The 23,345-nt window shown below is 71.6% G+C and carries 26 protein-coding genes; 15 read left to right on the forward strand and 11 right to left on the reverse strand.

The window, feature by feature from the left end; all coding sequences use genetic code 11:
* On the forward strand, positions 1-534 hold a 534-nt coding region (locus tag OO47_RS27145; RefSeq protein WP_033210485.1), incomplete at its 5' end, for an ABC transporter ATP-binding protein.
* Positions 535-1,027: 493 nt separating this feature from the next.
* Here OO47_RS27145 and rpsR read toward each other — a convergent pair.
* From rpsR to rpmG, 4 genes are read right to left on the reverse strand one after another with little or no spacing between them, the layout of a single operon-like run.
* Positions 1,028-1,267, reverse strand: coding sequence for a 30S ribosomal protein S18 (gene rpsR / locus OO47_RS27150; protein WP_030214563.1), 240 nt, complete (start codon positions 1,265-1,267; stop codon positions 1,028-1,030).
* A gap of 32 nt (positions 1,268-1,299) precedes the next feature.
* Positions 1,300-2,442 carry a CobW family GTP-binding protein gene (locus OO47_RS27155; protein ID WP_030214561.1) on the reverse strand — a complete coding sequence of 381 codons (1,143 nt, stop codon included), beginning with the start codon at positions 2,440-2,442 and terminating at the stop codon, positions 1,300-1,302.
* Positions 2,439-2,687 carry a type B 50S ribosomal protein L31 gene (locus OO47_RS27160; protein WP_030214559.1) on the reverse strand — a complete coding sequence of 83 codons (249 nt, stop codon included), beginning with the start codon at positions 2,685-2,687 and terminating at the stop codon, positions 2,439-2,441. Before OO47_RS27160 ends, OO47_RS27155 begins: the two co-directional genes overlap by 4 nt.
* Before the next feature lie 29 nt (positions 2,688-2,716).
* Entirely contained in the window at positions 2,717-2,881 is a 165-nt protein-coding gene (gene rpmG / locus OO47_RS27165) for a 50S ribosomal protein L33 (RefSeq protein WP_030214552.1), read from the reverse strand.
* 66 nt (positions 2,882-2,947) lie between these two features.
* On the opposite strand from rpmG, the gene rpmB reads away from it, so the two are divergent.
* Positions 2,948-3,184 carry a 50S ribosomal protein L28 gene (rpmB, locus tag OO47_RS27170; protein WP_030214549.1) on the forward strand — a complete coding sequence of 79 codons (237 nt, stop codon included), beginning with the start codon at positions 2,948-2,950 and terminating at the stop codon, positions 3,182-3,184.
* Positions 3,184-3,489 carry a 30S ribosomal protein S14 gene (gene rpsN, locus OO47_RS27175; protein WP_030214546.1) on the forward strand — a complete coding sequence of 102 codons (306 nt, stop codon included), beginning with the start codon at positions 3,184-3,186 and terminating at the stop codon, positions 3,487-3,489. The genes rpmB and rpsN overlap by 1 nt, the downstream gene beginning before the upstream one ends.
* 115 nt (positions 3,490-3,604) lie before the next feature.
* Here the strand turns inward: rpsN and OO47_RS27180 are convergent, their stop codons facing one another.
* Entirely contained in the window at positions 3,605-4,768 is a 1,164-nt protein-coding gene (locus tag OO47_RS27180) for a GTP-binding protein (protein ID WP_078489944.1), read from the reverse strand.
* Positions 4,769-5,685: 917 nt separating this feature from the next.
* Positions 5,686-5,919 (reverse strand): hypothetical protein, encoded by a 234-nt coding sequence (locus OO47_RS38820; RefSeq protein ID WP_199812346.1) that lies wholly within the window; start codon positions 5,917-5,919, stop codon positions 5,686-5,688.
* A 239-nt stretch (positions 5,920-6,158) separates the two neighbouring features.
* Between OO47_RS38820 and OO47_RS27190 the strand changes: the two genes are divergently transcribed.
* Positions 6,159-6,926, forward strand: a complete 768-nt coding sequence (locus OO47_RS27190) for a class I SAM-dependent methyltransferase (protein WP_030214539.1) — start codon at positions 6,159-6,161, stop codon at positions 6,924-6,926.
* 16 nt (positions 6,927-6,942) lie between these two features.
* On the opposite strand, the gene aztA is transcribed toward OO47_RS27190, so the two are convergent.
* A complete protein-coding gene (aztA, locus tag OO47_RS27195; RefSeq protein WP_033210489.1) occupies positions 6,943-7,686 on the reverse strand; it encodes a zinc ABC transporter ATP-binding protein AztA in 744 nt (247 codons plus the stop codon).
* Between the two features lie 14 nt (positions 7,687-7,700).
* Here aztA and aztB point away from each other — a divergent pair, with 14 nt between their 5' ends.
* The 4 genes from aztB (at position 7,701) to aztD (ending at position 12,097) form a co-directional block, all read left to right on the forward strand.
* Entirely contained in the window at positions 7,701-8,597 is an 897-nt protein-coding gene (aztB, locus tag OO47_RS27200; RefSeq protein ID WP_030214535.1) for a zinc ABC transporter permease AztB, read from the forward strand.
* 11 nt (positions 8,598-8,608) lie between these two features.
* Complete coding sequence (locus tag OO47_RS27205; RefSeq protein WP_030214532.1) at positions 8,609-9,844, forward strand: hypothetical protein; 1,236 nt, start codon at positions 8,609-8,611, stop codon at positions 9,842-9,844.
* Positions 9,841-10,800 (forward strand): zinc ABC transporter substrate-binding protein AztC, encoded by a 960-nt coding sequence (gene aztC / locus OO47_RS27210; protein WP_030214529.1) that lies wholly within the window; start codon positions 9,841-9,843, stop codon positions 10,798-10,800. The genes OO47_RS27205 and aztC overlap by 4 nt, the downstream gene beginning before the upstream one ends.
* Positions 10,801-10,897: 97 nt before the next feature.
* Positions 10,898-12,097, forward strand: coding sequence for a zinc metallochaperone AztD (gene aztD / locus OO47_RS27215; protein WP_030214527.1), 1,200 nt, complete (start codon positions 10,898-10,900; stop codon positions 12,095-12,097).
* Between the two features lie 90 nt (positions 12,098-12,187).
* Here the strand turns inward: aztD and OO47_RS27220 are convergent, their stop codons facing one another.
* Complete coding sequence (locus tag OO47_RS27220; protein WP_033210496.1) at positions 12,188-12,619, reverse strand: Fur family transcriptional regulator; 432 nt, start codon at positions 12,617-12,619, stop codon at positions 12,188-12,190.
* 663 nt (positions 12,620-13,282) lie between these two features.
* Between OO47_RS27220 and OO47_RS27225 the strand changes: the two genes are divergently transcribed.
* From OO47_RS27225 to OO47_RS27250, 6 genes are all read left to right on the forward strand, one after another.
* A complete protein-coding gene (locus OO47_RS27225) occupies positions 13,283-14,122 on the forward strand; it encodes a metal ABC transporter solute-binding protein, Zn/Mn family (RefSeq protein ID WP_234323312.1) in 840 nt (279 codons plus the stop codon).
* On the forward strand, positions 14,122-15,012 hold the full coding sequence (locus tag OO47_RS27230) for a metal ABC transporter ATP-binding protein (RefSeq protein WP_030214518.1): 891 nt from the start codon (positions 14,122-14,124) through the stop codon (positions 15,010-15,012). Before OO47_RS27225 ends, OO47_RS27230 begins: the two co-directional genes overlap by 1 nt.
* Positions 15,009-15,938 carry a metal ABC transporter permease gene (locus OO47_RS27235; protein WP_030214515.1) on the forward strand — a complete coding sequence of 310 codons (930 nt, stop codon included), beginning with the start codon at positions 15,009-15,011 and terminating at the stop codon, positions 15,936-15,938. Before OO47_RS27230 ends, OO47_RS27235 begins: the two co-directional genes overlap by 4 nt.
* A gap of 87 nt (positions 15,939-16,025) precedes the next feature.
* Entirely contained in the window at positions 16,026-16,325 is a 300-nt protein-coding gene (locus tag OO47_RS27240; protein WP_030214513.1) for a DUF1490 family protein, read from the forward strand.
* A gap of 2 nt (positions 16,326-16,327) precedes the next feature.
* Complete coding sequence (locus OO47_RS27245) at positions 16,328-18,514, forward strand: heavy metal translocating P-type ATPase (protein ID WP_030214510.1); 2,187 nt, start codon at positions 16,328-16,330, stop codon at positions 18,512-18,514.
* 201 nt (positions 18,515-18,715) lie between these two features.
* Complete coding sequence (locus tag OO47_RS27250; protein WP_051736410.1) at positions 18,716-19,018, forward strand: hypothetical protein; 303 nt, start codon at positions 18,716-18,718, stop codon at positions 19,016-19,018.
* 63 nt (positions 19,019-19,081) lie between these two features.
* Here OO47_RS27250 and OO47_RS27255 read toward each other — a convergent pair whose 3' ends face one another.
* The 3 genes from OO47_RS27255 to rpmF form a co-directional block, all read right to left on the reverse strand.
* A complete protein-coding gene (locus OO47_RS27255) occupies positions 19,082-19,930 on the reverse strand; it encodes a class I SAM-dependent methyltransferase (protein WP_030214505.1) in 849 nt (282 codons plus the stop codon).
* A 142-nt stretch (positions 19,931-20,072) separates the two neighbouring features.
* A complete protein-coding gene (locus OO47_RS27260) occupies positions 20,073-21,251 on the reverse strand; it encodes a GTP-binding protein (protein ID WP_030214502.1) in 1,179 nt (392 codons plus the stop codon).
* A gap of 5 nt (positions 21,252-21,256) precedes the next feature.
* Complete coding sequence (gene rpmF / locus OO47_RS27265) at positions 21,257-21,427, reverse strand: 50S ribosomal protein L32 (protein WP_030214499.1); 171 nt, start codon at positions 21,425-21,427, stop codon at positions 21,257-21,259.
* Between the two features lie 207 nt (positions 21,428-21,634).
* Between rpmF and OO47_RS27270 the strand changes: the two genes are divergently transcribed.
* Entirely contained in the window at positions 21,635-23,323 is a 1,689-nt protein-coding gene (locus OO47_RS27270) for an ABC transporter family substrate-binding protein (RefSeq protein ID WP_030214498.1), read from the forward strand.
* The last annotated feature ends 22 nt before the right edge of the window (positions 23,324-23,345 follow it).

The raw sequence follows: 23,345 nt of genomic DNA on the forward strand, positions 1-23,345 counted from the left end.
GTCCGCCAGGTCGTGGAACTCGGTCGCACCCCGTTCCGCGGCCGCTTCGACGCGCTCACCGAGCGCGACCGGCGGATCGTCGACGAGGCGCTCGAACGGACTGAGATCACCGACAAGCAGCACCGGAGCTGGCACACGCTCTCCGGCGGGGAGAAGCAGCGCACCCAGCTCGCCCGCGCCCTCGCCCAGGAGCCCCGGGAGATCCTGCTCGACGAGCCCACCAACCACCTCGACATCCGTCACCAGCTCGAACTCCTCGACCTGCTGACCTCACTGGACGTCACCTGCGTCGTCGCCCTGCACGACCTGAACCTCGCGGCGCGGTACTGCGACCACCTCGTCCTCCTCGACCACGGGAAGGTGGCCGCGGCCGGCGCCCCGGAGGACGTGCTGACCCCGGACCAGATCAAACGGGTCTACGGCGTGGAGGTGCTCGTCGACCGCGAACCGGCCACCGGCACCCTCCGCGTCACCTACCTGGCCACTGCCACGCGAACGGCCACCGTGCCGGCGCCGCGCTCCGGTTCCCGGTAGGACCTGCCGGCTGCCGTCGGCACCGACACGGGTGCGGCCACCGAATCGGTGGCCGCACCCGTGTCGTATTGGGGGGAAGCCTTGCTGAGGGGTGCCGTGGCCACGATCGCCGGCCGACGTCATAGGGCGAGGCTCATCAGGTTCTCGTCCCGGTCGTCGCCCGGTGCCACCCGGAGTGCGCTCCTGGGCGGTCTGCTGGGCCTGCCTCATGAGGACACCCCCGAGTCCGCGACCGCGGAATCGGGGGCGGCCTGTACGTGGACGGCCGGACCGACGTCGCAGGTGCTCACCGGCGGCAGCGGGAAGCCGGCGGCGATCACGGCACCGCCGGTGTTGGTCACCGTCTCCCAGCACGCGATCAGTTCCGTCGGCAGCTCGGGGGTGACCTGATCGTGGCGAGTCAGGTGGAGGAATCGGGGAGCTTCGTGCGCGTTCGTGTCCGCCGGCTTCCCAGAGGTGTCGCCGTTGAGGCCGGCGCCCGCGGCGTGACGTCCTATCGGGCGCTGCTGTAGGGGAGGAGGGCCATCTCGCGGGCGTTCTTGATGGCGGCGGCGAGCTGTCGCTGCTGCTGGGCGGTGACGCGGGTGACGCGGCGGCTGCGGATCTTGCCGCGGTCGGAGATGAACTTCCGTAGCAGGTCGGTGTCCTTGTAGTCGATGTAGGTGATCCCTGCCGCGTCGAGCGGGTTGGGGCGGGACTTCAGCGGCTTGTGGGGGTTCTGTCGGCGTGCCATGGGCGGGTGTCCTCGGGGTCGGGGCCGGTGGGTCAGGAAACGGGGTCGAGAAGGGGGTCGAACGCGGCGGGAAGGGACTTCCATGCCTCGGGGCCCGCGGCGTACTCGGCGTCGGTGAGCAGGCAGGACTCCAGGAGCTGCTCCAGGCCGTGGCGGTCGAGGCCGGGGGAGGTGAAGACGAGGTGCTGGCAGCAGTCGCCGTGCTCGGGGTGCCAGTCCAGAGCGGCGGCGGCGCGGCGCATCGGCGGGACCATCTCCCAGGCGGCGTCGGGCAGCGAGGCGAGCCAGGGGCCGGCGTTCTCCACGCACAGGGCGCCGCCCGCGGCGTCCCAGGCCAGCAGGGTGTCGGGGCGGTCGGCGAGCCAGAACCGTCCCCGGCTGCGGGCCGCCGCACAGCACAGGTCCTCCAGCGCCTCGTACAGGCGCTCGGGGTGGAAGGGGCGGCGGCGGTGCCAGACCAACGTGGTGACGCCCGCTTCGTCCGCCTCCTGCGGCAGCAGGGCGCAGGCCGGGTGCTGGGCGGCGGCCGCGGCCTCCACGTCGAAGCCGGCGAAGGCCAGCGCGGCCAGCTCGCCGGATCCGGCATCCACCCGTCGAGCGGTCGGGTGGAGCTGGGCGAGCAGGGCGCGGTCCTCGTCGTCGGCCTCCCCGCTGTCGACGAGGGCGAGTACGGGCGCGTACTCCAGCTGGCGTGCCCAGGTGTCGCCGACCGTGCGCTGGTCAGAGGCGGCCGCCGCGAGGCCGACCTCCGCCAGGTCGTCGCCGTTGACGAGGTAGGGCAGGACGAGGGCCGGGTCCACCGCGGTGATCACGCCGGTGAGGTCGAGCGCGTCGGCTCCGTGCTGGGCGATGGCCTCGGCCATCGCCTTGGGTTCGACGGAGTCCCACAGTTCGACGACGGCCAGCCGGGTCAGACTGCCGTCGGCCAGCCGCTCCAGCTCGGGCACCAGGTCCTCGCGGAGCGCGCAGCAGGCGCAGTCGTTGACGAGGGGAGCCTCACCACGGGACAGCTCACCGGTGGCATCGCGTACGACGCGCTGGACGGTGCCGTCGGCCGCAGTGGACAGGTCGTGGTGGAGGGCGACGCTGCCGGGGACGGCGTGCAGCAGTCGGTCCACGACCTCGCGGCGGGCGTCGGAGTGGAGCCCGGCGACGAGGGCGACGGGCAGGGTCACTTGCGGCCTCCGTAGCGGCGTTCGAAGCGCTCGACGCGTCCGGCGGTGTCCAGGACGCGGGCGGTGCCGGTGTAGAAGGGGTGGCTGACGCTGGAGATCTCGACGTCGACGACGGGGTAGGTGTTGCCGTCCTCCCATTCGACGGTCTTGTCGCTGGTCATGGTGGAGCTGGTGAGGAAGGCGTGGTTCGCGGCCTTGTCGCGGAAGACGACGGGGCCGTAGGCGGGGTGGATTCCGGGCTTCATGGGGTGTCCTTCGGGTGGGAGGGGCTGGGTCAGCGCTCTTCGCGGAAGTCGACGTGGCGCCGGACGAGGGGGTCGTACTTGCGCAGGACCATGCGGTCGGGGTCGTTGCGGCGGTTCTTGCGGGTGACGTAGGTGTAGCCGGTTCCGGCGGTGGAGCGGAGCTTGATGATCGGGCGTACCTCGTTGCGTGCCATGCCGCTACTATAAGGGAATGGAAATCGTTTCCAATAGCCGTCTCCGTCCAGAGAGCAGGTAGCACCTTGTCCGCCCACTGCCAGCTGACCGGCGCCAAGCCGGGCTTCGGCAACACCATCTCCCACTCGCACCGGCGGACCTCCCGCCGCTTCGACCCCAACATCCAGCGCAAGCGCTACTGGCTGCCCAGCGAGGGCCGGTACGTCCGGCTGACGCTGAGCACGAAGGCGATCAAGACGGTCGACAGCATCGGCATCGAGGCCGCGGTGGCCCGTATCCGCGCCCGGGGAGTGAAGGTCTGATGGCCAAGAAGAGCAAGATCGCGCAGAACGAGAAGCGCAAGGCGATCGTCGAGCGTTACGCGGCCCGCCGGGCCGAGCTGAAGGAGATCATCCGCAGGCCGTCCTCGTCGGAGGAGCAGCGAGCCGAGGCCCTGGCGGAGCTGCGCAGGCAGCCTCGTAACGCGAGCGCCACCCGGGTGCGCAACCGCGACAGCGTCGACGGTCGTCCCCGCGGCCACCTGCGGAAGTTCGGGCTCTCGCGCGTCCGGATGCGGGAGCAGGCGCACGCCGGATTCCTCCCCGGAGTCACCAAGTCCTCCTGGTAGCGGTCACGGCGGATCCGACTGGGCCCACACCTCCGGCGGGGTGTGGGCCCGCTCGTTCCCGTGCGGTTCCGGCCGACGCGCACGGGATTCCGGTGCGCCCGCCTCGGCAGGGGGCTCATGCGTTCCCGAGCAGGGGGTCGTGCCAGCGGCTCCAGCTCTCACGTCCGAGGGCCACCTCGGTCTCGTCGAGCAGCGCGCCGTCCAGCGCGCCGGTGATGCGGTCGGCGTCCAGACCTGTGCCCGTGAAGGCGATCTCGTTGCGCCGCTCGCCGTACCGGTCGTCCCAGAACCAGCAGGCCAGGGTGCGGCGCTGTGGAGAGGCGGCCTCCCAGGCCGGTGAGGCGTGGGCCTCCAGCCACCGGTCCGCCTCGATGATCTCCAGGTGGCCGCCTGCCGAGCGCCAGGTGACGACCGCGTCGGGCCGGCTGGCGAGCCAGAGATGGCCGCGGCTGCGCAGTACGCCGAGCATGACCTCGCCCAGCGCGTCGGCGAGGCGCCCCGGATGAAGCGGCCTGCGGGCCCGCCAGACGACCGTGGAGACGTTCGGGCCGGGTTCCGGGGCCGCGTAGGGAGAGCCCGTCGGGTCCAGCCGGGCCTCCCACTGGGCACGCATGGGCGCGTGCGCCTGTGCGCGGGCGAGGACCCGGCCGGACGCCGGCTGCCGGGCGATGACCCGGTCGAGGGTGACCATGCCGGCGCGGGGGTTGAGGTGACGGAGGAGCGTGGCGGCCTCCTGGGTCTCCGCTCCGCTCTCCGTCGGGGCGCCCGCGAGGACGACCGCGTCGGCCGCCTCCACCTGGCGGGCGGCGATCTCGGCCGGGGTGAGCGGTTCGCTGTGTCCGCCACCGCTCCAGACGCGAACCGCCCGGTGCACGCACCCGATGTCCGCCAGCAGGGTGCCCGCCGTGACGCCCGCGAGGACGAGAGCGGGGTCGTAGTGGTCCTCCAGGTTGTCGGCCCCCACGCGGGAGCGCCAGAGGTCCAGCAGGAAGGGCAGGGGGTCGAGGTGTTCGGGCAGGGCCAGGATGACGTGAACGGACTTCCGCGCCCGCCGGAGCGAGACCAGGTCCTGCCGGAGGATGATCGCCGGGTCGCCGGTCGCGCCCATGGTCGCCGTGGCGGTCGGGCGCCCGTCGGCCGTGGTCATCATGCGCTGGACCACGGGGTAGTGGCCGGAGGTGCTCTCCTGTACGGACACGGAGAGGGCGAGCGACTCCGGATGGGTCCGCTGGAGCTGGGCGACGAGCTCGCCGCGTATCCCGGGCGTATTGCCGACCACGACGCTCAACACCCCCTTGGGGCTGTCGGCCGGCATCACAGGCCCCGAGCGCGCCCGGGGCGCGTGGTGGTGTGCCGGCCCGGCCGGCATGCGGCACGCGGCATGCGACGGGCGGCCTTGTCTGTCCGTTCGCCGCGCGCGGCGCGGCTGCTGCGGGTGGAGGGGCGGGAGCGTCCGCGGCCCGCCGTGTCGTGTTCGGTATCGTGCATCGATGCCCCTAATGAAAATGGTTCCCATTTTTATACCATGGCGCCCCGGAGACGGGACCGAGAAGCGCGGGGTGTTGCCCGCGGCGCCAACCCGTGGCGCGGGATGAGTAGTTGCTTTCCGCCTTATCGGGCTCTCCGGCCTTGGCGGCACCTGGACCCGGGGCACGACTGCGGGGGAGCGGGCATCGTGAAGCCGGGGCGGCGACCGGTGGGCCAGCGGGCTTGGTGGACGCGGAGCCGCTGTACCCGCGGCCGCGGGTGGCTGCGGAACTCGCCTCGCTCCTTCGGGACGGGCCGTTCCTGCACGCGCTGGGATCGCCGCTGAACGTGCTGCTGCCGGAGGTCGTCGCGGAGAACGCCGACCGCTTCCGGTCCGTCTGCCGGCGTCACCACCTTTCCGGCCGGGTGCACTTCGCGCACAGGGCGAACCGGTCCAGCGCTCTGGTGCGGCGGCCGGCCGCCTGCGATGCCGGCGCGCCGTGGGGATCGACGTGGCCTCTCTGGAGGAGCTGCGGCATGCGTTGAGCTGCGGGTTCACGGGTGATCGGGTGATGGCGACCGGTGCGCGGTGGTGTCCAGGTCGTACGCCAGTCCGGTCGGCTCGACGGCGTCGCGGTGCCGCTCCAGCGCCTCCCGCACCTCTGGAGGAGAAGGCCAGGGCGCCGGAACGCTGTGTGCTGCAGAGGGACGAGTGCCGGGCGAGAGGTCTCAGCCGTACGCCATCGACGTCAGCGGCGGGTTCGGCCTGGGCAGCGTCGCCGATGCCGGCGCGTGGGAGCGGTGGGCGACGAGGAGGCCATCGACGGCATGGTGACGCTCATCCGGCGCTGCGGGTTGCTGTCCGGGTCGACCGGTGGCGCCGCGTACCGGGGAGCCGTCCGCCATCTGGCGTCCGCCGACGCCGAGTTGGAGGGTGGTGACCGCCGGACCCTCTTCAGTCACGGCTTCATGGTCCGTGCCGACGACCTGTGCCGGAGGGAACCGGCGGGAAGGACGGTTCGTACGCGTCGGCCTGCACGCGTGCAGCGCCGACGAGGAGATCGGCCGACTGCTGACGGTCCTCGCTTCATCGGGGTGATGCCGGCGACTCCACCGGGCATAAGGCTACTGATAACCGTTTCCATCTGTACGCTGAGCGTGATGAGTGGCAGGTGACCGGACGGGAGAGGTGGCATGACCGCATGGGCGTGAGCACGGCAGCGGCCAGAACGTGGGTGGAGCGCTGGGAGCGGCAGCAGCAGCGGTACGCGGTGGAGCGCGAGGAGCGGTTCACCGTGATCTCCGATGTCGTGGAGCACGTCTGCGCCGGCCGCAGCCGGCCGCTCCTGCTCGACCTGGGCTGCGGACCCGGCTCCCTGTCCGCCCGGCTGGCCCGCCGCCTGCCGGACGCGGAGATCGTCGCGGTCGACATGGATCCCGTGCTGCTGGAACTGGGGCGCGCCCACCACGGGGGCGCCGCCCGCTTCGTGGAGGCGGTGATCGGAGAGGAGGGCTGGACCGACTCCCTCCGGCTGCGCCGCGGTCCTGACGTCGCCGTTTCGACGACCGCCCTGCACTGTCTGCCCGCCCCCGTCCTGCTGGAGACCTACCGCAGTCTCGCGGCCCTCCTCGGTCCCGGCGGGGCGCTGGTGAACGGGGACCACTTCCCTCCGGACCTCGGGCCCTGCTCCCATCTGACCGCCCATGTGGGGCGCTGCCGGGCGGAGCGGGCGGGCGGCCACCGTGACGAGGACTGGGAGTCCTGGTGGCTGGCGGCCGCGGCCGACCCCGAACTGGCGGACTTCTTCGAACGCCGGGGGCGGGGCCGTCCCCTGGCCGGTGCCGATGCCGCCAACCATCATCTGCCGGTCCACCGGCACGCGGAACTGCTGAGCGAGGCGGGATTCCGTCATGTCGCGCCGGTGTGGCAGGTGGGGGACAGCTGCGTGCTCGTGGCCATGAAGGACTGACCGGCTCGGCCCGTCCTCAGGCGGGCCGCCAGGCACGTGCGAGGACGTCGTCGGTGAGTACGTCCCCGGGGGCTCCCCGGCCGACCAGTCGCCCCTCGGCGAGGAGGAGACAGGTATCGGCCGCGCGGGCTGCCTCCAGGTCGTGCGTGGCCTGGACGACGGTGGTGCCGTCGGCGACCAGTCCCGCCAGCAGGGTCGCGATCCGCTCGCGGGACGCGGGGTCGAGTCCTGTCGTCGGCTCGTCGAGGAGCAGGAGGCCGGACTGCTGGGCGAGGCCCTGGGCGATCAGGACGCGCTGGCGCTGACCGCCCGACAGCTCGCCGAGCTGGCGGGTGGCGAGGTCGCCCACGGCCGTGCGGTCCATGGCGGAGTCGACCACCGCCCGGTCCTGGCGACTCTGCCCGTGCCACAGACCTCGCTGGCCCCAGCGTCCCATCTCCACGGTGCCTCGCACCGTCAGCGGCAGGGAGTCCCCGACAGCGGTGCGCTGGGGTACGAACGCGGGCGGGCGCCCTTCGGAGCGCCAGACCTGTCCCGATGTGGCCGGTATCACACCGGCGAGGACGCCGAGCAGGGTGGACTTCCCGCTCCCGTTCGGTCCGACGAGCGCGGTCATGGTCAACGCCGTTATATCCAGGGTGACTTGGTGCAGCACGGGTCTGCCCGGGTAGCCGGCTTCGAGGTCGGTGAGCCGGATGCAGGGGTTCCGCTTCGCGTGAGCCTGGCCGTCGGCATGGATTTTGTTGAACATGATTGTCATTATAGTTTCTTCGTATGGAGTGGTTGACGGCGCCGTTCGAGGTGACCTTCGTGCAGCGGGCCCTGTGGGCCGGGATCCTGGTCTCGGCCATCTGCGCCCTCGCGGGGACGTGGGTGGTGCTGCGGGGAATGGCCTTCCTCGGCGACGCCATGTCCCACGGTCTCCTGCCCGGAGTCGCGGTCGCCGCGCTGCTCGGAGGCAACCTGCTGCTGGGAGCGCTGGTGAGCGCGGCTGTCATGACGGCAGGCGTCACCGCACTCGGCCGCGCTCCGCGGCTGTCCCAGGACACCGGGATCGGCCTGCTCTTCGTCGGCATGCTCTCCCTCGGCGTCATCATCGTGTCGCGGTCCCAGTCGTTCGCGGTCGATCTGACCGGGTTCCTCTTCGGTGACGTACTCGCGGTGCGCGAGGGCGACCTGGTGCTTCTGGCGGCGGCGCTGCTGCTCGCGCTGGGCATCGCGACGTTCGGCCACCGGGCCTTCCTGGCCCTGGCGTTCGACGAGCGCAAGGCCCAGACGCTCGGGCTGCGTCCCCGGCTCGCACACACCGTGCTCCTCGGACTGCTGGCCCTGGCCATCGTCGCCTCCTTCCACATCGTGGGGACCCTGCTGGTCCTCGGCCTGCTGATCGCCCCGCCGGCGGCGGCCCTGCCCTGGGCGCGCGGCGTGCGAGGCGTGATGCTCCTCGCGGCAGCCCTCGGTTCCCTCGCCACCTTCGGAGGACTGCTGATCTCCTGGCATGCGCGCACCGCCGCGGGCGCGACGGTCTCGGCCCTCGCCGTCAGCCTCTTCTTCCTGTCCCGCCTGGCATCCGCAGTCCACCGCCGACGCCGTGCGCACCGCGTGGAACTCCCCACGCCTCCTTCCGCAAGCACCACGAACGCCCCCGCGACCCGACCGAACGAAGCCTGAGGCGAACACCCATGCACGTCCGAACACACGTCACCGCCACGGCGTCGGCCCTGCTGGCCATGGCCCTGCTGACCGCGGGCTGCGCAGGCGCCGACGACTCAGGGCAGCCGGCGGGATCCCCTCCCGCCGCCGCTCCGCACGGCCATGTCGAGGGAGCCACCGAGTCGGCCGAGCAGCAGTCGCGGCTCGTCCTCGTCGACACCGGCAGTGGCGACACCGGCGTACTGGACCTGGTCACCGGCGAGTTCCAGGACCTCGCGCACCGTGCGGGTGTCACCGCACTCACCACGGACGGCCGCTTCGGGTACCTCCACGGCCCGAACGGCACCCACGTCCTCGACAGCGGCGCCTGGATGGTCGACCACGGAGACCATGTGCACTACTACCGCGCGAAGATCCGGGAACTGGGCGAACTCCCGGGCGGCACCGTGGCCGGCATCCGCAGTGACGCCGGTGTGACCGTGGTGACGGACGCGGACGGAAAGTCGGCCGTCCACCCCCGCGCCGTGTTGGAGAAGGGCGTGATCGGCGCCCCCGACGAGCTTCCCGGCACCTACGCGGGGCCGGTGGTGCCGTACGCGGAACACCTGATCGCTCTCACGCGGGACGGGGGCGGCCCGGCGAAGGTCTCCGTGCTCGACCGCTCGGGCAAGCGGGTCGCCGTACCGGCGGCCGCATGCGAGAGCCCGCGCGGCGACGCGGTCACCCGCCGCGGCGTCGTCCTCGGGTGCGCCGACGGAGCGCTGCTGGTGTACGAGGACGACGGCGCCTTCACCGCCGAGAAGATCCCGTACGGCAAGGACGTACCGAAGGCGGAGCGGGCAGCGGACTTCCGGTACCGCCCGGGCGGCACGACGCTCACCGCACCCGCGGGCAAGGACGCCGTCTGGGTCCTGGACGTCACCAAGCGCGACTGGACCCGGGTGGAGACCGGTCCCGTGGTCGCCGCCAACACCGCCGGCGAAGGCTCCCCACTGATCGTCCTGGAGACCGACGGAGCCCTGCACGGCTACGACATGGCCGACGGCGAGGAGACCACGGTCACCGATCCTCTGCTGGAGGGGGCCCCCGAACCCGCGACCGACGGGGCCACGGCACCGGTGATCGAGGTCGACAGGAGCCGGGCCTACCTCAACGACCCCGGAGGCAAGCGCGTGTACGAGATCGACTACAACGACGGCCTCCGCGTCGCCCGCACCTTCGACCTGGACATCCGGCCGTCGCTGATGGCGGAGACGGGACGATGAACGTGCGCGTACAGACGGCCCGGATCCGCGCCCTGCTGCTGACCCTGGTCAGCTTCTGCGTCGTCGGCGCGACGGCGTCCGGGTGCTCCGGCGGCGACGACCGGCCCCGGATCGTGGTGACGACCAACATCCTCGGTGACATCACCCGCGAGATCGTGGGGGAGGAGGCGGACGTCAGTGTCCTGATGAAGCCCAACGCCGACCCGCACTCCTTCGGCCTGTCGGCCGTGCAGGCCGCCGAGCTGGAGAACGCCGACCTGGTCGTCTACAACGGGCTGGGCCTGGAGGAGAACGTGCTGCGGCACGTGGAGGCCGCCCGCGGGTCCGGCGTGGCCACCTTCGCTGCCGGAGAGGCGGCGGACCCGCTCACCTTCCACACCGGAGACGAGGGCGGCTCCGCGGAGGAGGCCGGAGAGCCCGACCCGCACTTCTGGACCGACCCCGATCGCGTACGCAAGGCCGCCGGCCTGATCGCCCGCCAGGTGGTCGAGCACGTCGACGGCGTGAGCGAGAAGACGGTCCGGGCCAACGCCGAGCACTACGACGGCCAACTCGCCGACCTCACCGCCTGGATGGAGAAGTCCTTCGCCGCCGTACCCGCGGACCGGCGAGCCCTCGTGACCAACCACCACGTCTTCGGATACCTGGCGGACCGCTTCGGCTTCCGTGTGATCGGCGCGGTGATCCCCAGCGGCACCACCCTCGCCTCACCCAGCTCCGCCGACCTGCGCTCCCTGACCCGGGCCATGGAGAAGGCCGGCGTACGCACCGTGTTCGCCGACTCCTCCCAGCCCACCCGGCTCGCCGAGGTGCTCCGCGAGGAGACGGGCGGCGACGTGGACGTGGTCCCGCTGTACTCCGAGTCGCTCACCGAGAAGGGCGAGGGCGCCGGTACCTACCTGGAGATGATGCGGGCCAACACCGCGGCCATGGCCGGGAGCCTCACCCGCGACTGACCGGACGAACCACCCCCGCGGTCCCGTGTGCCGCACGCCGACCGCCCCATCACCCCAGAACCCCGCCCCGTACGGGCAGGAGAAGGAAACACACACGATGAACAAGCCCATACGCACCACAACGCTCACCGGTACGGCCCTCGTGCTGGCGGCTTCCCTGGCCCTGACCGCCTGCGGCCAGTCCAAGGCGCCGTCCGGCGGGGTCAAGCCGGAACAGGCGACGGCCAGTCAGGCGGCAGCGGTCAAGAACCCGCTGGTCGCCACCTTCGACGGAGGGCTCTACGTCCTCGACGGCGAGAGCCTGCAGCCGGCCAGGACGGTCGAACTCCCCGGCTTCAACCGGGTCAACGCGGCCGGAGACAACCGGCACGTGATCGTCTCCACGGATGCCGGCTTCCGCGTGTTCGACGCCACCCGGGGCGCCTTCACCGGCGCCGAGTACCCGGGCGCCAAGCCCGGTCACGTCGTACGGCACGCCGGCCGGACGGTCCTGTTCACCGACGGCACGGGGCAGGTGAACGTCTTCGACCCCACCGGTCTCGCCGGCGGCAAGAAGCCCCGGAGCCGCACCTACACCTCTGCCGCGCCCCACCACGGAGTCGCCATCGAGCTGGCCGGCGGACAGCTCGTCAGCACCCTGGGCACCGAGGAGAAGCGCACCGGCGCCCTCGTCCTCGACAAGGACAACAAGGAGATCAAGCGCGCCGAGAACTGCCCCGGCGTCCACGGAGAGGCCGCCGCGAAGGACGAAGTGGTGGCCTTCGGCTGCGAGGACGGCGTACTGCTCTACAAGAACGGCGACTTCGTCAAGGTCGACAGCCCCGACACGCACGGAGCGGTCGGCACCCAGGTGGGCAGCGACCTCTCGCCCGTCCTCCTCGGTGACTACAAGACCGACCCGAAGGCCGAACTGGAACGGACCACCCGCGTGTCGCTGATCGACACCGCCAAGGCGACCATGAAGGTGATCGACCTCGGCACCAGCTACTCCTTCCGTTCGCTCGCCCGCGGCCCCCACGGCGAGGCGCTCGTGCTCGGCACCGACGGCGTCCTCCACGTCATCGACCCGGAGACGGGCACGGTGGAGAAGAAGATCGAGGCCGTGGGCGACTGGCAGGAGCCGCTGGACTGGCAGCAGGCCAGGCCCACTCTCTTCGTCCGTGACCACACGGCGTACGTGTCGGAGCCGGCGAAGCGTCAACTGCACGCCTACGACCTGGAGTCGGGCAAGAAGCTCCGCAGCGTCACCCTGCCGAAGGGCACCAACGAGCTGTCCGGCGTCACCGCCGGCCACTGAGCGGCCACGTATCGCCAGGTCTCCCCGGGGCTCGCCCGTCCAGTACGGACGGGCGAGCCCCGCGCAGAAGGTTTCCACCGGGTGGAGTGTCTAACCGGCCGAGTCCCGCGCGGCCGGGCCGACGCGGCAGTCGCCGCAGACGCCCGTCAGCTCCACGGTGTGCTCCACCTCGGCGAATCCCGTGGCCTCGGCCACGTTCTCGGCCCAGCGTTCCACCGCGTCCGCCTCCACCACCTTGCTGAGGCCGCAGGCACGGCAGACGAGGTAGTGGCGGTGCCCGTCCTCGGGCCGTGGCCGGTAGAGCCGTTCCCCTGTCTTCTCGCGAATGACGTCCACCCGTCCCGTGCGGTTCAGGACGTGCAGCGCCCGGTACACCGTGGTCAGGCCGATGGCGACCCCGTCGGCTTCGAGCGCCTCGTGGAGGTCTCGCGCGGAGGTGAAGGCGCCACGCGCATGCAGGGCGCTCAGAACGGCCTGCCGCTGCCGGGTGCTGCGCGGAGGTACGGATCGTTTCGGTGTCATCGCGTCGTGCAGGACGCCCACCTCCCAGGGAACGGGGGCCGGTTGGAACGGGTTCGGCGGCCGACACGTAGTGGTCCGGCGCGAGACCCCAAGGTATCGCAAACGATAATCATTATCGTAAGGTCTCGGGCCGCGGCTCGCGAAGTCGTCCGCCCTGTGTCCGCGCGTCCGGGCGCCCGGGGCCTCGTCGCGGTCGTACCGGCCGGCGATGGATGCGGTACGAGATCGCCGACGAGCCGGCGGTCACGCCGTGGGGGCGACGTGCGCTCCGCGGTGCAGGAGGTGGGGGCGAGCCGCTCATGCGAGCCGCTCATGCGGGCAGGTCGTCGGCTGCTGTCGTTCGCGCCCCGCCCCTGGGGCGGTAACGACCCTGGGTGGTCCGGCTCCGGGGGTCGAGGTGTCCGCGCGTGGCACTGCCGGTCCCCCTCGCGGGCCCGGGGTGTGCCACACGCGGACGGTCAGACCGTAAGCGCCAATGGCATCCATTTTCAATACTGTCGACCTGGATTTCCCACCCGTCCGCTGGAGAGCCTGGGCGCATGGGGCGACAATCGAAGTGATTGCCATTTCGCTTCCCGCGACCAGGGAGGACCCATGAGTGGCGTGTCGATCAGCCCACCGCACGTACTTCTCGGAGCATCCGTGGCCCTGCTCTGCGCGTGGATGCCCGCTCCCGTGGCCGCGGCGCCCACCCCGATCCCCGTGGTCGCCTCCACGAACGTCTACGGAGACGTGGTGGAGCGGATCGGCGGCGATCGGGTCGCCGTCGTCTCGATCATCAACGATCCTGCCCAGGACCCGCACTCCTACGAGGCGAACACCCGTACCCAGCTGGATCTCTCCCGGGCCAGGGTGGTCGTCGAGAACGGCGGCGGCTACGACGACTTCGTCGGCACGATGCTGCGCGGCACGGACAACACCTCGGCGGAGGTGATCAACGCCGTGCAGGTCTCGGGCAAGTCGCCCGGCGCCGACGGAGAGCTCAACGAACACGTCTGGTACGACCTGCCCACCATGGGCCGTCTCGCCGACCGGATCGCCCAGACCCTCGCCACGATCGCGCCCGCCGACGCCGGCGTCTTCGAGAAGAACGCCGAGGACTTCAAGGACGGGCTCGCCGGACTCGAACAGCGGACCAACCGGATCGAGGCCGACCACACCGGCACTCCGGTGGCGGTCACCGAACCCGTCCCGCTCTACCTGACCGAGGCGTGCGGCCTGGTCAACAAGACCCCCGCCGCCTTCAGTGAGGCCGTGGAGGAGGGCGACGACGTGCCGCCCCGCGTGCTCGGCGAGACGCTGGCACTGTTCACCGACCGCAGCGTGCGGGCACTGGTCTACAACGAGCAGACCACCGGCGCGCAGACGGAGAGGGTGAAGGCGGCCGCCGAGGACAACGGGATACCCGTGGTACCCGTGACCGAGACGCTTCCTCCGGGCGAGGACTACCTCGGCTGGATGGGCGCCAGCATCACGGCCATCGACCGCGCCCTGGACCGCTGATGCGGCGCACCGACGTCCCCGGGCCGCAGCCCCGGCCGCTTCGGACGGAGCGGGTCGCCCACACCGCCGGCGAGGGCGACGCGCCGGCGGTGAGCCTCCGGGGCGCCGCGCTCTCCTACGGCGAGCGCGTCCTGTGGAGCGGCCTCGACGTCGATGTGCGACCGGGCGAGTTCCTCGCCGTGCTGGGCCCCAACGGCTCGGGCAAGACGAGCCTGCTGCGCGTCCTCCTCGGCAGACTGCCTCTCACCGCGGGGTCCGTCGCGGTCCTCGGCCGGCCGCCGCACCGCAGCGGCGGGCTCATCGGCTACGTCCCCCAGCAGAAGGCGCCGCTCGCCCACACCCCGCTGCGCGCACGAGACCTCGTACGGCTCGGCCTCGACGGGCACCGCTGGGGCCTTCCGCTCGCCCGGTCGGCGGTCCACCGAAGGGTGGAGGAGCTGCTCGACTCCGTCGGAGCGCTGCCTTACGCCGACGTCCCCGTCGGCCGGCTCTCCGGCGGTGAACAGCAACGGGTCCGCATCGCACAAGCGTTGGCCACGGACCCCCGGGTCCTGCTGTGCGACGAGCCGCTGCTCTCCCTCGACCTCCAGCACCAGCGCACCGTCACCGACCTCGTCGACCGGCGGCGCCGGACCGCCGGCACCGCGGTCGTCTTCGTGACCCACGAGATCAATCCGGTCCTCGGACCGGCCGACCGGGTGCTCTACCTGGCCGGCGGCGGCTTCCGCACCGGCCCACCGGAAGAGGTGCTGACCAGCGCCGTTCTGTCCCGGCTGTACGGGACCCAGGTGGACGTCCTGCGGGTCCGGGGCCGCATCGTGGTCGTGGGCGCGCCGGACGCGGCCTCCCCGCACCACGCCGCCCGGCCGAACGGGGCCGCACCGCCATGAGCGCCCCGACCGGCCCGCCGCCCACCGCCAACGGCACCGACCCGGGCGTTTGGCAGCGGATCTTCGACTTCACGGACTACGGAGAGCTGCTGGCCCTGGTGCACAACTCGCTGCTGGCCGGAGCCCTGCTCGGCCTCGTGGGCGGCCTCGTCGGCGTCTTCGTGGTCATGAGGGACCTGCCCTTCGCGGTGCACGGCATCAGCGAGCTGTCGTTCGCGGGTGCGGCGGCCGCCCTGCTGGCCGGGGTCAACATCGTCGCCGGGTCGATCGTCGGCTCGCTGCTCGCGGCCGCCGCGATCGGCCTGCTCGGGGTCCGCGCCCGCGACCGCAATTCGGTGATCGGCATCATCATGCCGTTCGGGCTGGGACTCGGCGTGCTGTTCCTCTCGCTGTACCAGGGCCGGGCTGCCAACAAGTTCGGCATCCTGACCGGGCAGATCGTGGCCGTCGACACCCCGCAGACGGCCTGGCTGGTGGGCACGTCGGTCGTCGTGCTGGCCGCCCTCGCCGTGCTCTGGCGGCCCCTGACCTTCGCCAGCGCCGACCCCGACGTGGCCGAGGCCCGAGGAGTGCCCGTCCGGGCCCTGTCGCTGGCGTTCATGCTCGTCCTCGGTCTGGCGGTGGCGCTGTGCGTGCAGATGGTGGGGGCGCTGCTGGTGCTGTCCCTGCTCGTCACCCCCGCGGCCGCCGCGGCCAGGGTCACCACCTCCCCGGTGCTGCTGCCCGTGCTGAGCGTCCTGTTCGCGCTGGTCTCCATGGAGGGCGGCATCCTGCTCTCCCTGGGCAGCTCCATCCCCATCAGTCCGTACGTGACGACCCTCGCGTTCCTGCTCTACCTGGCCTGCCGCCTCGTGGGCTCGCGCAGGGCCGCCGGCACCGCCCGAGCCGTCCCTGTCGCCGAGCGCCCGGGAGTTCCCCGCGCCTGAGAGGGCCCATTCGACTGTGACTGCCGGGGGAGCCAGACTGGAAGGGGAAGCCTGTCGCACCCCCGGGGCGCGCTGAAGGAGGCTGTCATGCATCCCCTCGCCGTCGTCGGCGCCACCGCCGGCAAGCTGGCCCACTACGCGGTGTCCGGTGTCGTGGGCGTACTGATCGTGCAGAAGCTCCCCGATGCGAAACCGGCCGCCCGCAAGGCGCTGGTGGGCGGGCTCGCGGGAGGCATCGTGGCGGGCCGGTGGCTGTCCTCGGCCGCGGAGGAGGCCCGGCTGAAGGCCGGGGACATGCTCGCGGAGGCCCGTACCTCGCTCGGTGAGGAAGCTCCGCCGCCCTCGGCCGTCCAGGTCGACCACCACGACCACGGTCACGAGCACTGATCATGTCGACGGTGCTCGTCCGCTCGGTCGCAACGGGGCGGGCGAGGCTGACCGTCCCCTGGCTCAGGGACCGTCCCGGCTGCGCCGGGCTCGTGGACGACCGGCTCACCGGACTGTCCGGGTTCCGCGCGCTGCGCGTCTTCCCCCGTACCGGCAGTGTCGTCATCTGGATGGACCCCGCCGATCTCGACGTGGACGCTCTTGCCGCCGCCCTCGAACCGGCCCCGCCGCCGTCCGCACCGGCCAAGGCCACCCGGTCCGCACCCGACTCCTCCACCGGCGAGGTCGCCCGGCTCGTGATCGGCGGAGCCGTGCTGGCCGTCGTCGCCCTGCGCAGGCTGCTCGCGCGCCCCAGGATCGGCATCGGCTCCTCCGGCGTCCTCGGCGCGATCACCGTCTTCACCGGCCTGCCGTTCTTCCGCGGGGCCCTGCGAACCCTGCGCGGCCGGAGCAGCCCCGGTACGGACACGCTCGTCACCGCCGCCACGGTCATCTCCCTGATCCTGCGGGAGAACGTCGTCGCCCTGACCGTCCTGTGGCTGCTCAACATCGGGGAGTTCCTCCAGACCCTCACCCTGCGCCGCACCCGCCGGGCCATCGAGGACCTGCTCACCATCGGCGACGAGCGCGTCTGGCTGGTCCGGGAGGAAGGCGTGGAGATCGAGGTCCCGCTGGAGCAGCTGGAACCCGGCGACACGGTCGCCGTGTACGAGCACCACCGCATCCCCGTCGACGGGCACGTGGCCGGCGGCGAGGCACTGGTCGACCAGGCCGCCGTCACCGGCGAGGCGCTGCCCGTGTACGCACGCGCCGGCGCCCACGTCTACGCCGGCACCATCGTCACCTCCGGCTCGCTCACCGTCCGCGCCGACGCCGTCGGCCGTGACACCACGGTCGGCCGGATCATCACCCGCGTCGAGGAGGCGCAGAGCGACCGGGCCCCCATCCAGACCGTCGCCGCCCGCTTCACCCAGCGCTTCGTCCCCGTCTCCTTCGCCCTGGCCGCCCTCACGTACGCCGTGACCCGTGACCCGCGCCGGGCGATGACGATGCTGCTCATCGCCTGTCCCTGCGCCGCGGGCCTGGCGACCCCCACCGCGATCAGCGCCGCCATCGGCAACGGCGCCCGGCGCGGCACCCTCATCAAGGGCGGCACCCACCTCGAAGGCGTCGGCCGGGTGACGGCCGTGGTCTTCGACAAGACCGGCACCCTGACCTTCGGCAGGCCCCTGGTCACCAGTGTGGTCACGCTCAGCGAACGGTTCGGCGCCGACGAGGTGCTGAGCCTGGCCGCATCCGGAGAGCTCCACGCCCGCCACCCTCTGGCCCAGGCCATCGTCGCCCATACCGAGGAACAGCACCTGCACGTCCCCCTCCACCAGGCGTGCGAGGTCGTCCTCGGTATGGGGATGCGTGCCGAACTCGACGGCACCCGCCTCCTGGTGGGCAGTCCCGCGCTGCTGCGCCGGCACGGCATCCACCTCACCGACGCCGCCCAGGGGTGGACCGACCGGCTGCGCCGCGGCGGGGAGACCGTCATCTGCCTGGCTCACGACGCCGACCTCATCGGCCTGCTCGGTGTCTCCGACGCCGTACGCGCGGGCGCGGACACCGTCGTACGGCAGTTGCGCGAACTCGGCGTCTCACGGCTGGTCCTGCTCACCGGCGACGCCCCGGAGACGGCCCAGGTCGTGGCGGACGCGCTCGGCATCACGGAGGTCCACGCGCACGCGCTGCCCGAGGCGAAACTCCAGCTGATCCGCGACCTCCAGGCCGAGGGCCACGTCGTCGCGATGGTCGGCGACGGCACCAACGACGCCCCGGCCCTCGCCCTCGCGGACGTCGGCATCACCATGGGCGAACACTCCTCGCACGTGGCCCTGGAGACCGCCGACATCGCCCTCGCCGGCAACGACCTGCGCCAGGTGCCCGCGGTCGTCGAACTCAGCCGCCACACCCTGCGCGTCGTACGCCAGAACTACGGCCTCGCCATCGGCGTGAACCTGCTCGGTCTCGTCGCGGGCGCCGGCGGCTCCATGAACCCGGTCCTCGCCGCGCTGCTCCACAACACCAGCAGCATCGCCGTCGTCGGCAACTCCGCCCGCCTGGTCAACCACACCCCCCACCTTCCGCACGTGAGCGAAGAGATCCTGCACGCGGCCCCCCTGGAGGAACGCCGCGTGCGCTGACTCACGGAAGGCACGGGCGCCGCGTCGCGAAAGTGAACGTGCGCACTGGAAACCGTTATCGAGTTCACGACACGTCATAAGACGATGACCTTTTGCAGGTGCGTATCCCGTATGTCACTCTGCCACGGGGGAGGGAAAGGACATTCGGCATAGTCGCCGCCATGCGGAATCCGGCGGCCCGAACCAGAGGAGTTGATCAGCGTGGCCACAGCAGTGGAACACCGGCCGCACCCCGGGCACGACCACACGCACGGCGAGGACTGCGGTCACGTGGCCGTTCCGCACGGCGACCACGTCGACTACGTGCACGACGGGCATCTGCACCGGAGCCACCAGGACCACGTGGACGAGTGCGAGACCGGCGAGCACCGGGAGCACTCTCGTCATGATCACGCGCACGGCGAAGGCTGCGGACATGTGGCCGTCCCGCACGGTGACCACGTGGACTACGTCCACGACGGCCACCGGCACGCGGCACACGACGGCCACTGGGACGACCACTAGCCAGTCGGTTCCGGGTGAGTGAACGAGTGCGCCCCGCGACGGCGGGGCGCACTCGTTCGCACGTCACCGTGACGTCGTGTGGGGGCTGTCCGGCAGGCGCAGCAGGCTGAGACGGTATTCCTCGACCTGGGGCAGACGCTGTACGGCGAGCTCGGTGAGCATGTTCCGGTAGGCGACGGGCAGCGCGTCGAACATCGGCCGCGGCAGTCCGCTCAGGGTGTGGGAGGCGAGCACCTGGGCGCCCGGCTGCCACTCCGCGAGGACGGCCGGGCCGGGGCAGGACCACCGCATGCGGGCTACGACCTTGCTCAGGGCGTCGTGGGTGTCCTGCGCGGTGATGAAGCCGGGGCCGGCGGTGTCCAGCGCGAGCAGGGAGCCGGGGAAGCGGCCGGCGATCAGGCCGATGACGTGCCGTACCTCCGCCTCGTCCAGGAACGGCAGGACGGCCTCGGCGCTGAAGAAGTAGGGACCCCCGGCCTCGGTCACCGTCCGGGTCCAGGATTCCTCGGTCACGGACGCGTCGATCATGGTGCGGCGCGGAGTGTCGGTGAAGAAGGCCCGGCGCAGCTCGATGGCGTCCGGAAGGTCCAGGTCGAACCAGTGGGCCCGGCCGTTGTCGACGCGCTCGAACCGGGTGTTGAGGCCCGTACCGATCTCCACGACCGTCCCGGTCGGGTGCGCGGTGAGGAACTCGGCCACCCAGCGGTCGAACAGGCTGGTGCGCAGCACGGTCCCGACGAGGCTGGGGAGTTCGTCGAAGGGGGAGAAGTCGTAGTCGATCGCCCGGACGAGTTCTTCGGCGCGCGGATCGCGCAGCGCCGGGTCGGGCTTCCGGTTCTCCACCGCCCGGCCGTACAGCGGGATCAGCAGTGTCTCCTGGACCGCTCCGAGGTGCACGCCGTGCTTGGCCATGGTCTCCTCCTGCGCGTCTGTCGCCGTGACGGATCCGGTGGATGGTGTGCTGCGACGAGCCCTCCGTTCCTGGGGGAGGGCGCGGGCAGGTGTACCGGGTCGGGCGGTGCCGTGGCTGCGACCACCGCCCGACCCGGAGTTCTCAGCTCTGCGCCGCGAGCAGGGGAGGGGCGTGCTCGTGTTCGCAGCTGTCGTCGCCGAATCCGTACGCGTCCCATTCGGGGAACGGGTCGGCGGCGGGCGGTGTCTCTCCCTCGGCCAGGAGGCACTCGGTGAGCGCGGTCTGCAGGGCCTCGGGGCGCAGCCCGGTGCCGATGAAGACGAGTTCCTGGCCCTGCGGCGCGCCCGGGTCCTGGGCGCCGGCGGGTTCGAACCGGGCGACGGAACCGGCCTGCGACCACAGGCCGGTCACCAGCGGTCGGGTCGCGAGCCGGAAGAAGCCCTTGGAGCGCAGTACCTGACCGTATGCGCCGCTGTCGAGTCCTTCGGTGACGAAGGTCCACAGGCGGCCCGGGTGGAAGGGGGCGGCCGAGCGGAAGACGGTGCTGGAGATCCCGTACTCCTCGGTCTCCGGCACGTGGTCGCCGTTGAGTTCCATGACCCAGCCGGGTGCCTGCTGGGCGCGTTCGAGGTCGAAGAGGCCGGTGCCCAGGATCCGCGTGGGGTCCACCCGGCCATGACGGGCCGGGACGATCCGGGCGACCGGGTTGAGGCGTGTCAGGGCGGCGCGCAGCCGCGTGCCCTGCTCCTCGTCGACGAGGTCCAGCTTGTTCAGGACGATGACGTCCGCGAACTCGATCTGGTCCATGAGCAGGTCGCTGACGGTGCGCTCGTCGTCCTCGTACTGGTCGAGCCCGCGTTCGGCGAGCCCGTCGCCGCCCTCCAGCTCGGGCAGGAAGTTGGCGGCGTCGACGACCGTGACCATGGTGTCGAGGCGGGCGAGATCGCCCAGGGTGGCGCCGTCGTCGCGGGGGAAGGCGAAGGTGGCGGCCACCGGCATGGGCTCGGAGATGCCGCTGGACTCGATCAGCAGGTAGTCGAAGCGGCCCTCGCGGGCGAGGCGGTCGACCTCCTCCAGGAGGTCGTCGCGCAGGGTGCAGCAGATGCAGCCGTTGGTCATCTCGACGAGGCGTTCCTCGGTCCGCGACAGTGCGGCGTCGCCGCCGCGGACGAGCGCGGCGTCGATGTTGATCTCGCTCATGTCGTTGACGATGACGGCGACGCGCAGCCCCTCGCGGTTGCTCAGCACGTGGTTGAGCAGGGTGGTCTTGCCCGCCCCGAGGAAGCCCGACAGGACGGTGACCGGCAGTCGTTCGGTCATGCCCTTCAGCCCTCGGGGCGCAGCAGGCCGCGCTGGTACGCCTTGGCGAGCCGCTGCGGTACGGAGTAGGTCACTCCGTCGACCGTGACCGGCACGAGCTGCGGCGTGGTGGCCTTCCACTGCGCGCGGCGGTGGCGGGTGTTGCTGCGGGACATCTTCCGCTTGGGCACGGCCATGGTGTTCTCCTGCTCACGTGGGTACGTCCCCACGCTACATGCAAATGGATCCCGTTTTCAAAGCGCCCCCGACCGCCTGCTCTCGGTGACGCAGCGCCGGCGTCCGGATGGCGAGACGAGTCGGAAGCGCCTATTGAAACTGATAATCATTTTCTATACGTTCCTCGGTGAGGCGTCCGGATGGCCGCCGGGAAAGGACTCACAGGCATGCTCAGAACGCGCAGACGCGGCCAAGCGGTCGTGCTGGCCCTCGGTGTCGCCCTCCTCGCCGGGGGGTGCGCCGGATCCGACGGCGAGCAGGACGCGAAGGCGCCGCGGACACCCGCCGTGCGCGGCGCGCAGGACATCAACGCGCAGCCGGTCGCGGCACTGCGGGACGGCGGCGACCTGAGGGTGCCGGTGGACGCCCTGCCGACGAACTACAACCCCATCCAGCTCAACGGGGCGCGCGTGGTGACCTGGCAGCTGGCGGAAGCGATCCTGCCGGGAGCGTTCAGCGACGCACCCGACGGTACGCAGAAGGTGAACAAGGCGTTCTTCGACTCGGTGGAGTTGACCTCCACCTCACCCCAGGTCCTCACGTACCGGATCGCGAAGGACGCGGTCTGGAGCAACGGCCGCCCGATCAACTGGAGCGACCTCCACGGCCAGTGGCAGGCCCTGAACGGCAAGAACAAGGCGTACGAGGGCTACAGCAACGTCGGCTACGCCGACATGTCCTCGGTGCGGAAGGGCGCCTCCGACAAGGAGGCCGTCGTCACGTTCGGCAAGCCGTTCGCCGAGTGGCAGGGCCTCTTCACCCCGCTGCTGCCCAAGGAAGTGACCGGCTCACCGCAGGACTTCAACAAGGGCTGGCTCGAGTCACCCGCGATCACCTCCGGCCCGTTCGCCGTGGAGAAGATCGACAAGACCGGCAAGACCATCGACCTCAAGCGGAACCCCTCCTGGTGGGCGCAGAAGCCGCCGCTGAAGCGGGTCATCCTCCGCGCACTCGACCCGGCGGCCCGCGCCGACGAACTCGCCAACCGGGGCATCGACCTGTACCCCATCGGCGCGGACCTCGACCTCTTCAGCCGGGCCAAGAGCATGCCGGGCGTCGAGATCCGGCAGGCGCCCGAACGGCTCGCCGGGCAGCTCACCTTCAACGGCGCGCCCGGGGCCCCGCTGGCGGACGAGAAGCTGCGCCGCGCCGTCGCCCAGGCCATCGACCCGAAGGCCATCACCACCGCGCTCATCGGCCGGATCGTGCCGGACGCCAAGCCGGTCGGCAACCACATCCTGCCGCCCGGCGACCCCGGCTACCGGGACAACTCCGCCACCCTGCCGTTCGACCCCGCTGCCGCGGGCAAGCAGCTGGACGCCCTCGGCTGGAAGAAGTCCGGTGAGAGCCGCGAGAAGGGCGGCAAGAAGCTCACGCTCCGACTCGTCGGACAGGCCACGCCCGTCGGCAAGTCGGTGTGCGGCCTGATCGCCGACCAGCTGCGGGCGGCCGGCATCGAGGCCCGGATCACCTCCGTGCCCCTGGACAAGTTCTACGACAGCTACCTGATCCCCGGGAACTTCGACCTGATCGCCTTCGAATGGACCAAGTCCGCCTCGCCGTTCGCCCACGACCGTCCGGTGTTCCAGAAGCCGCAGGGTGACGACGCCGGCAGCAACTTCGGCCGCGTCTACATCCCCGAGATCGACACGCTGTACGACCGGGGCCTGGCCGAACTGGACCCGGCCAAGCGGCGCGACATCGCCAACGAGATCGATGTGCTGGCCTGGCGCCACGCCCACCACCTGCCGCTGTACGCGGGCTCCGGCGCCTACGCGGTCCGCGAGGAAGTCGCCAACTACGGTGCGCGCGGGCTCGGGGCGTACGGGTTCGGGAATGCGGGATTCCTGAAGTGACCTCCCTCTCGCCGCCCCGCGC

The sequence above is a fragment of the Streptomyces bikiniensis genome (assembly GCF_000716625.1).
Classification (GTDB): Bacteria; Actinomycetota; Actinomycetes; order Streptomycetales; family Streptomycetaceae; genus Streptomyces; species Streptomyces bikiniensis.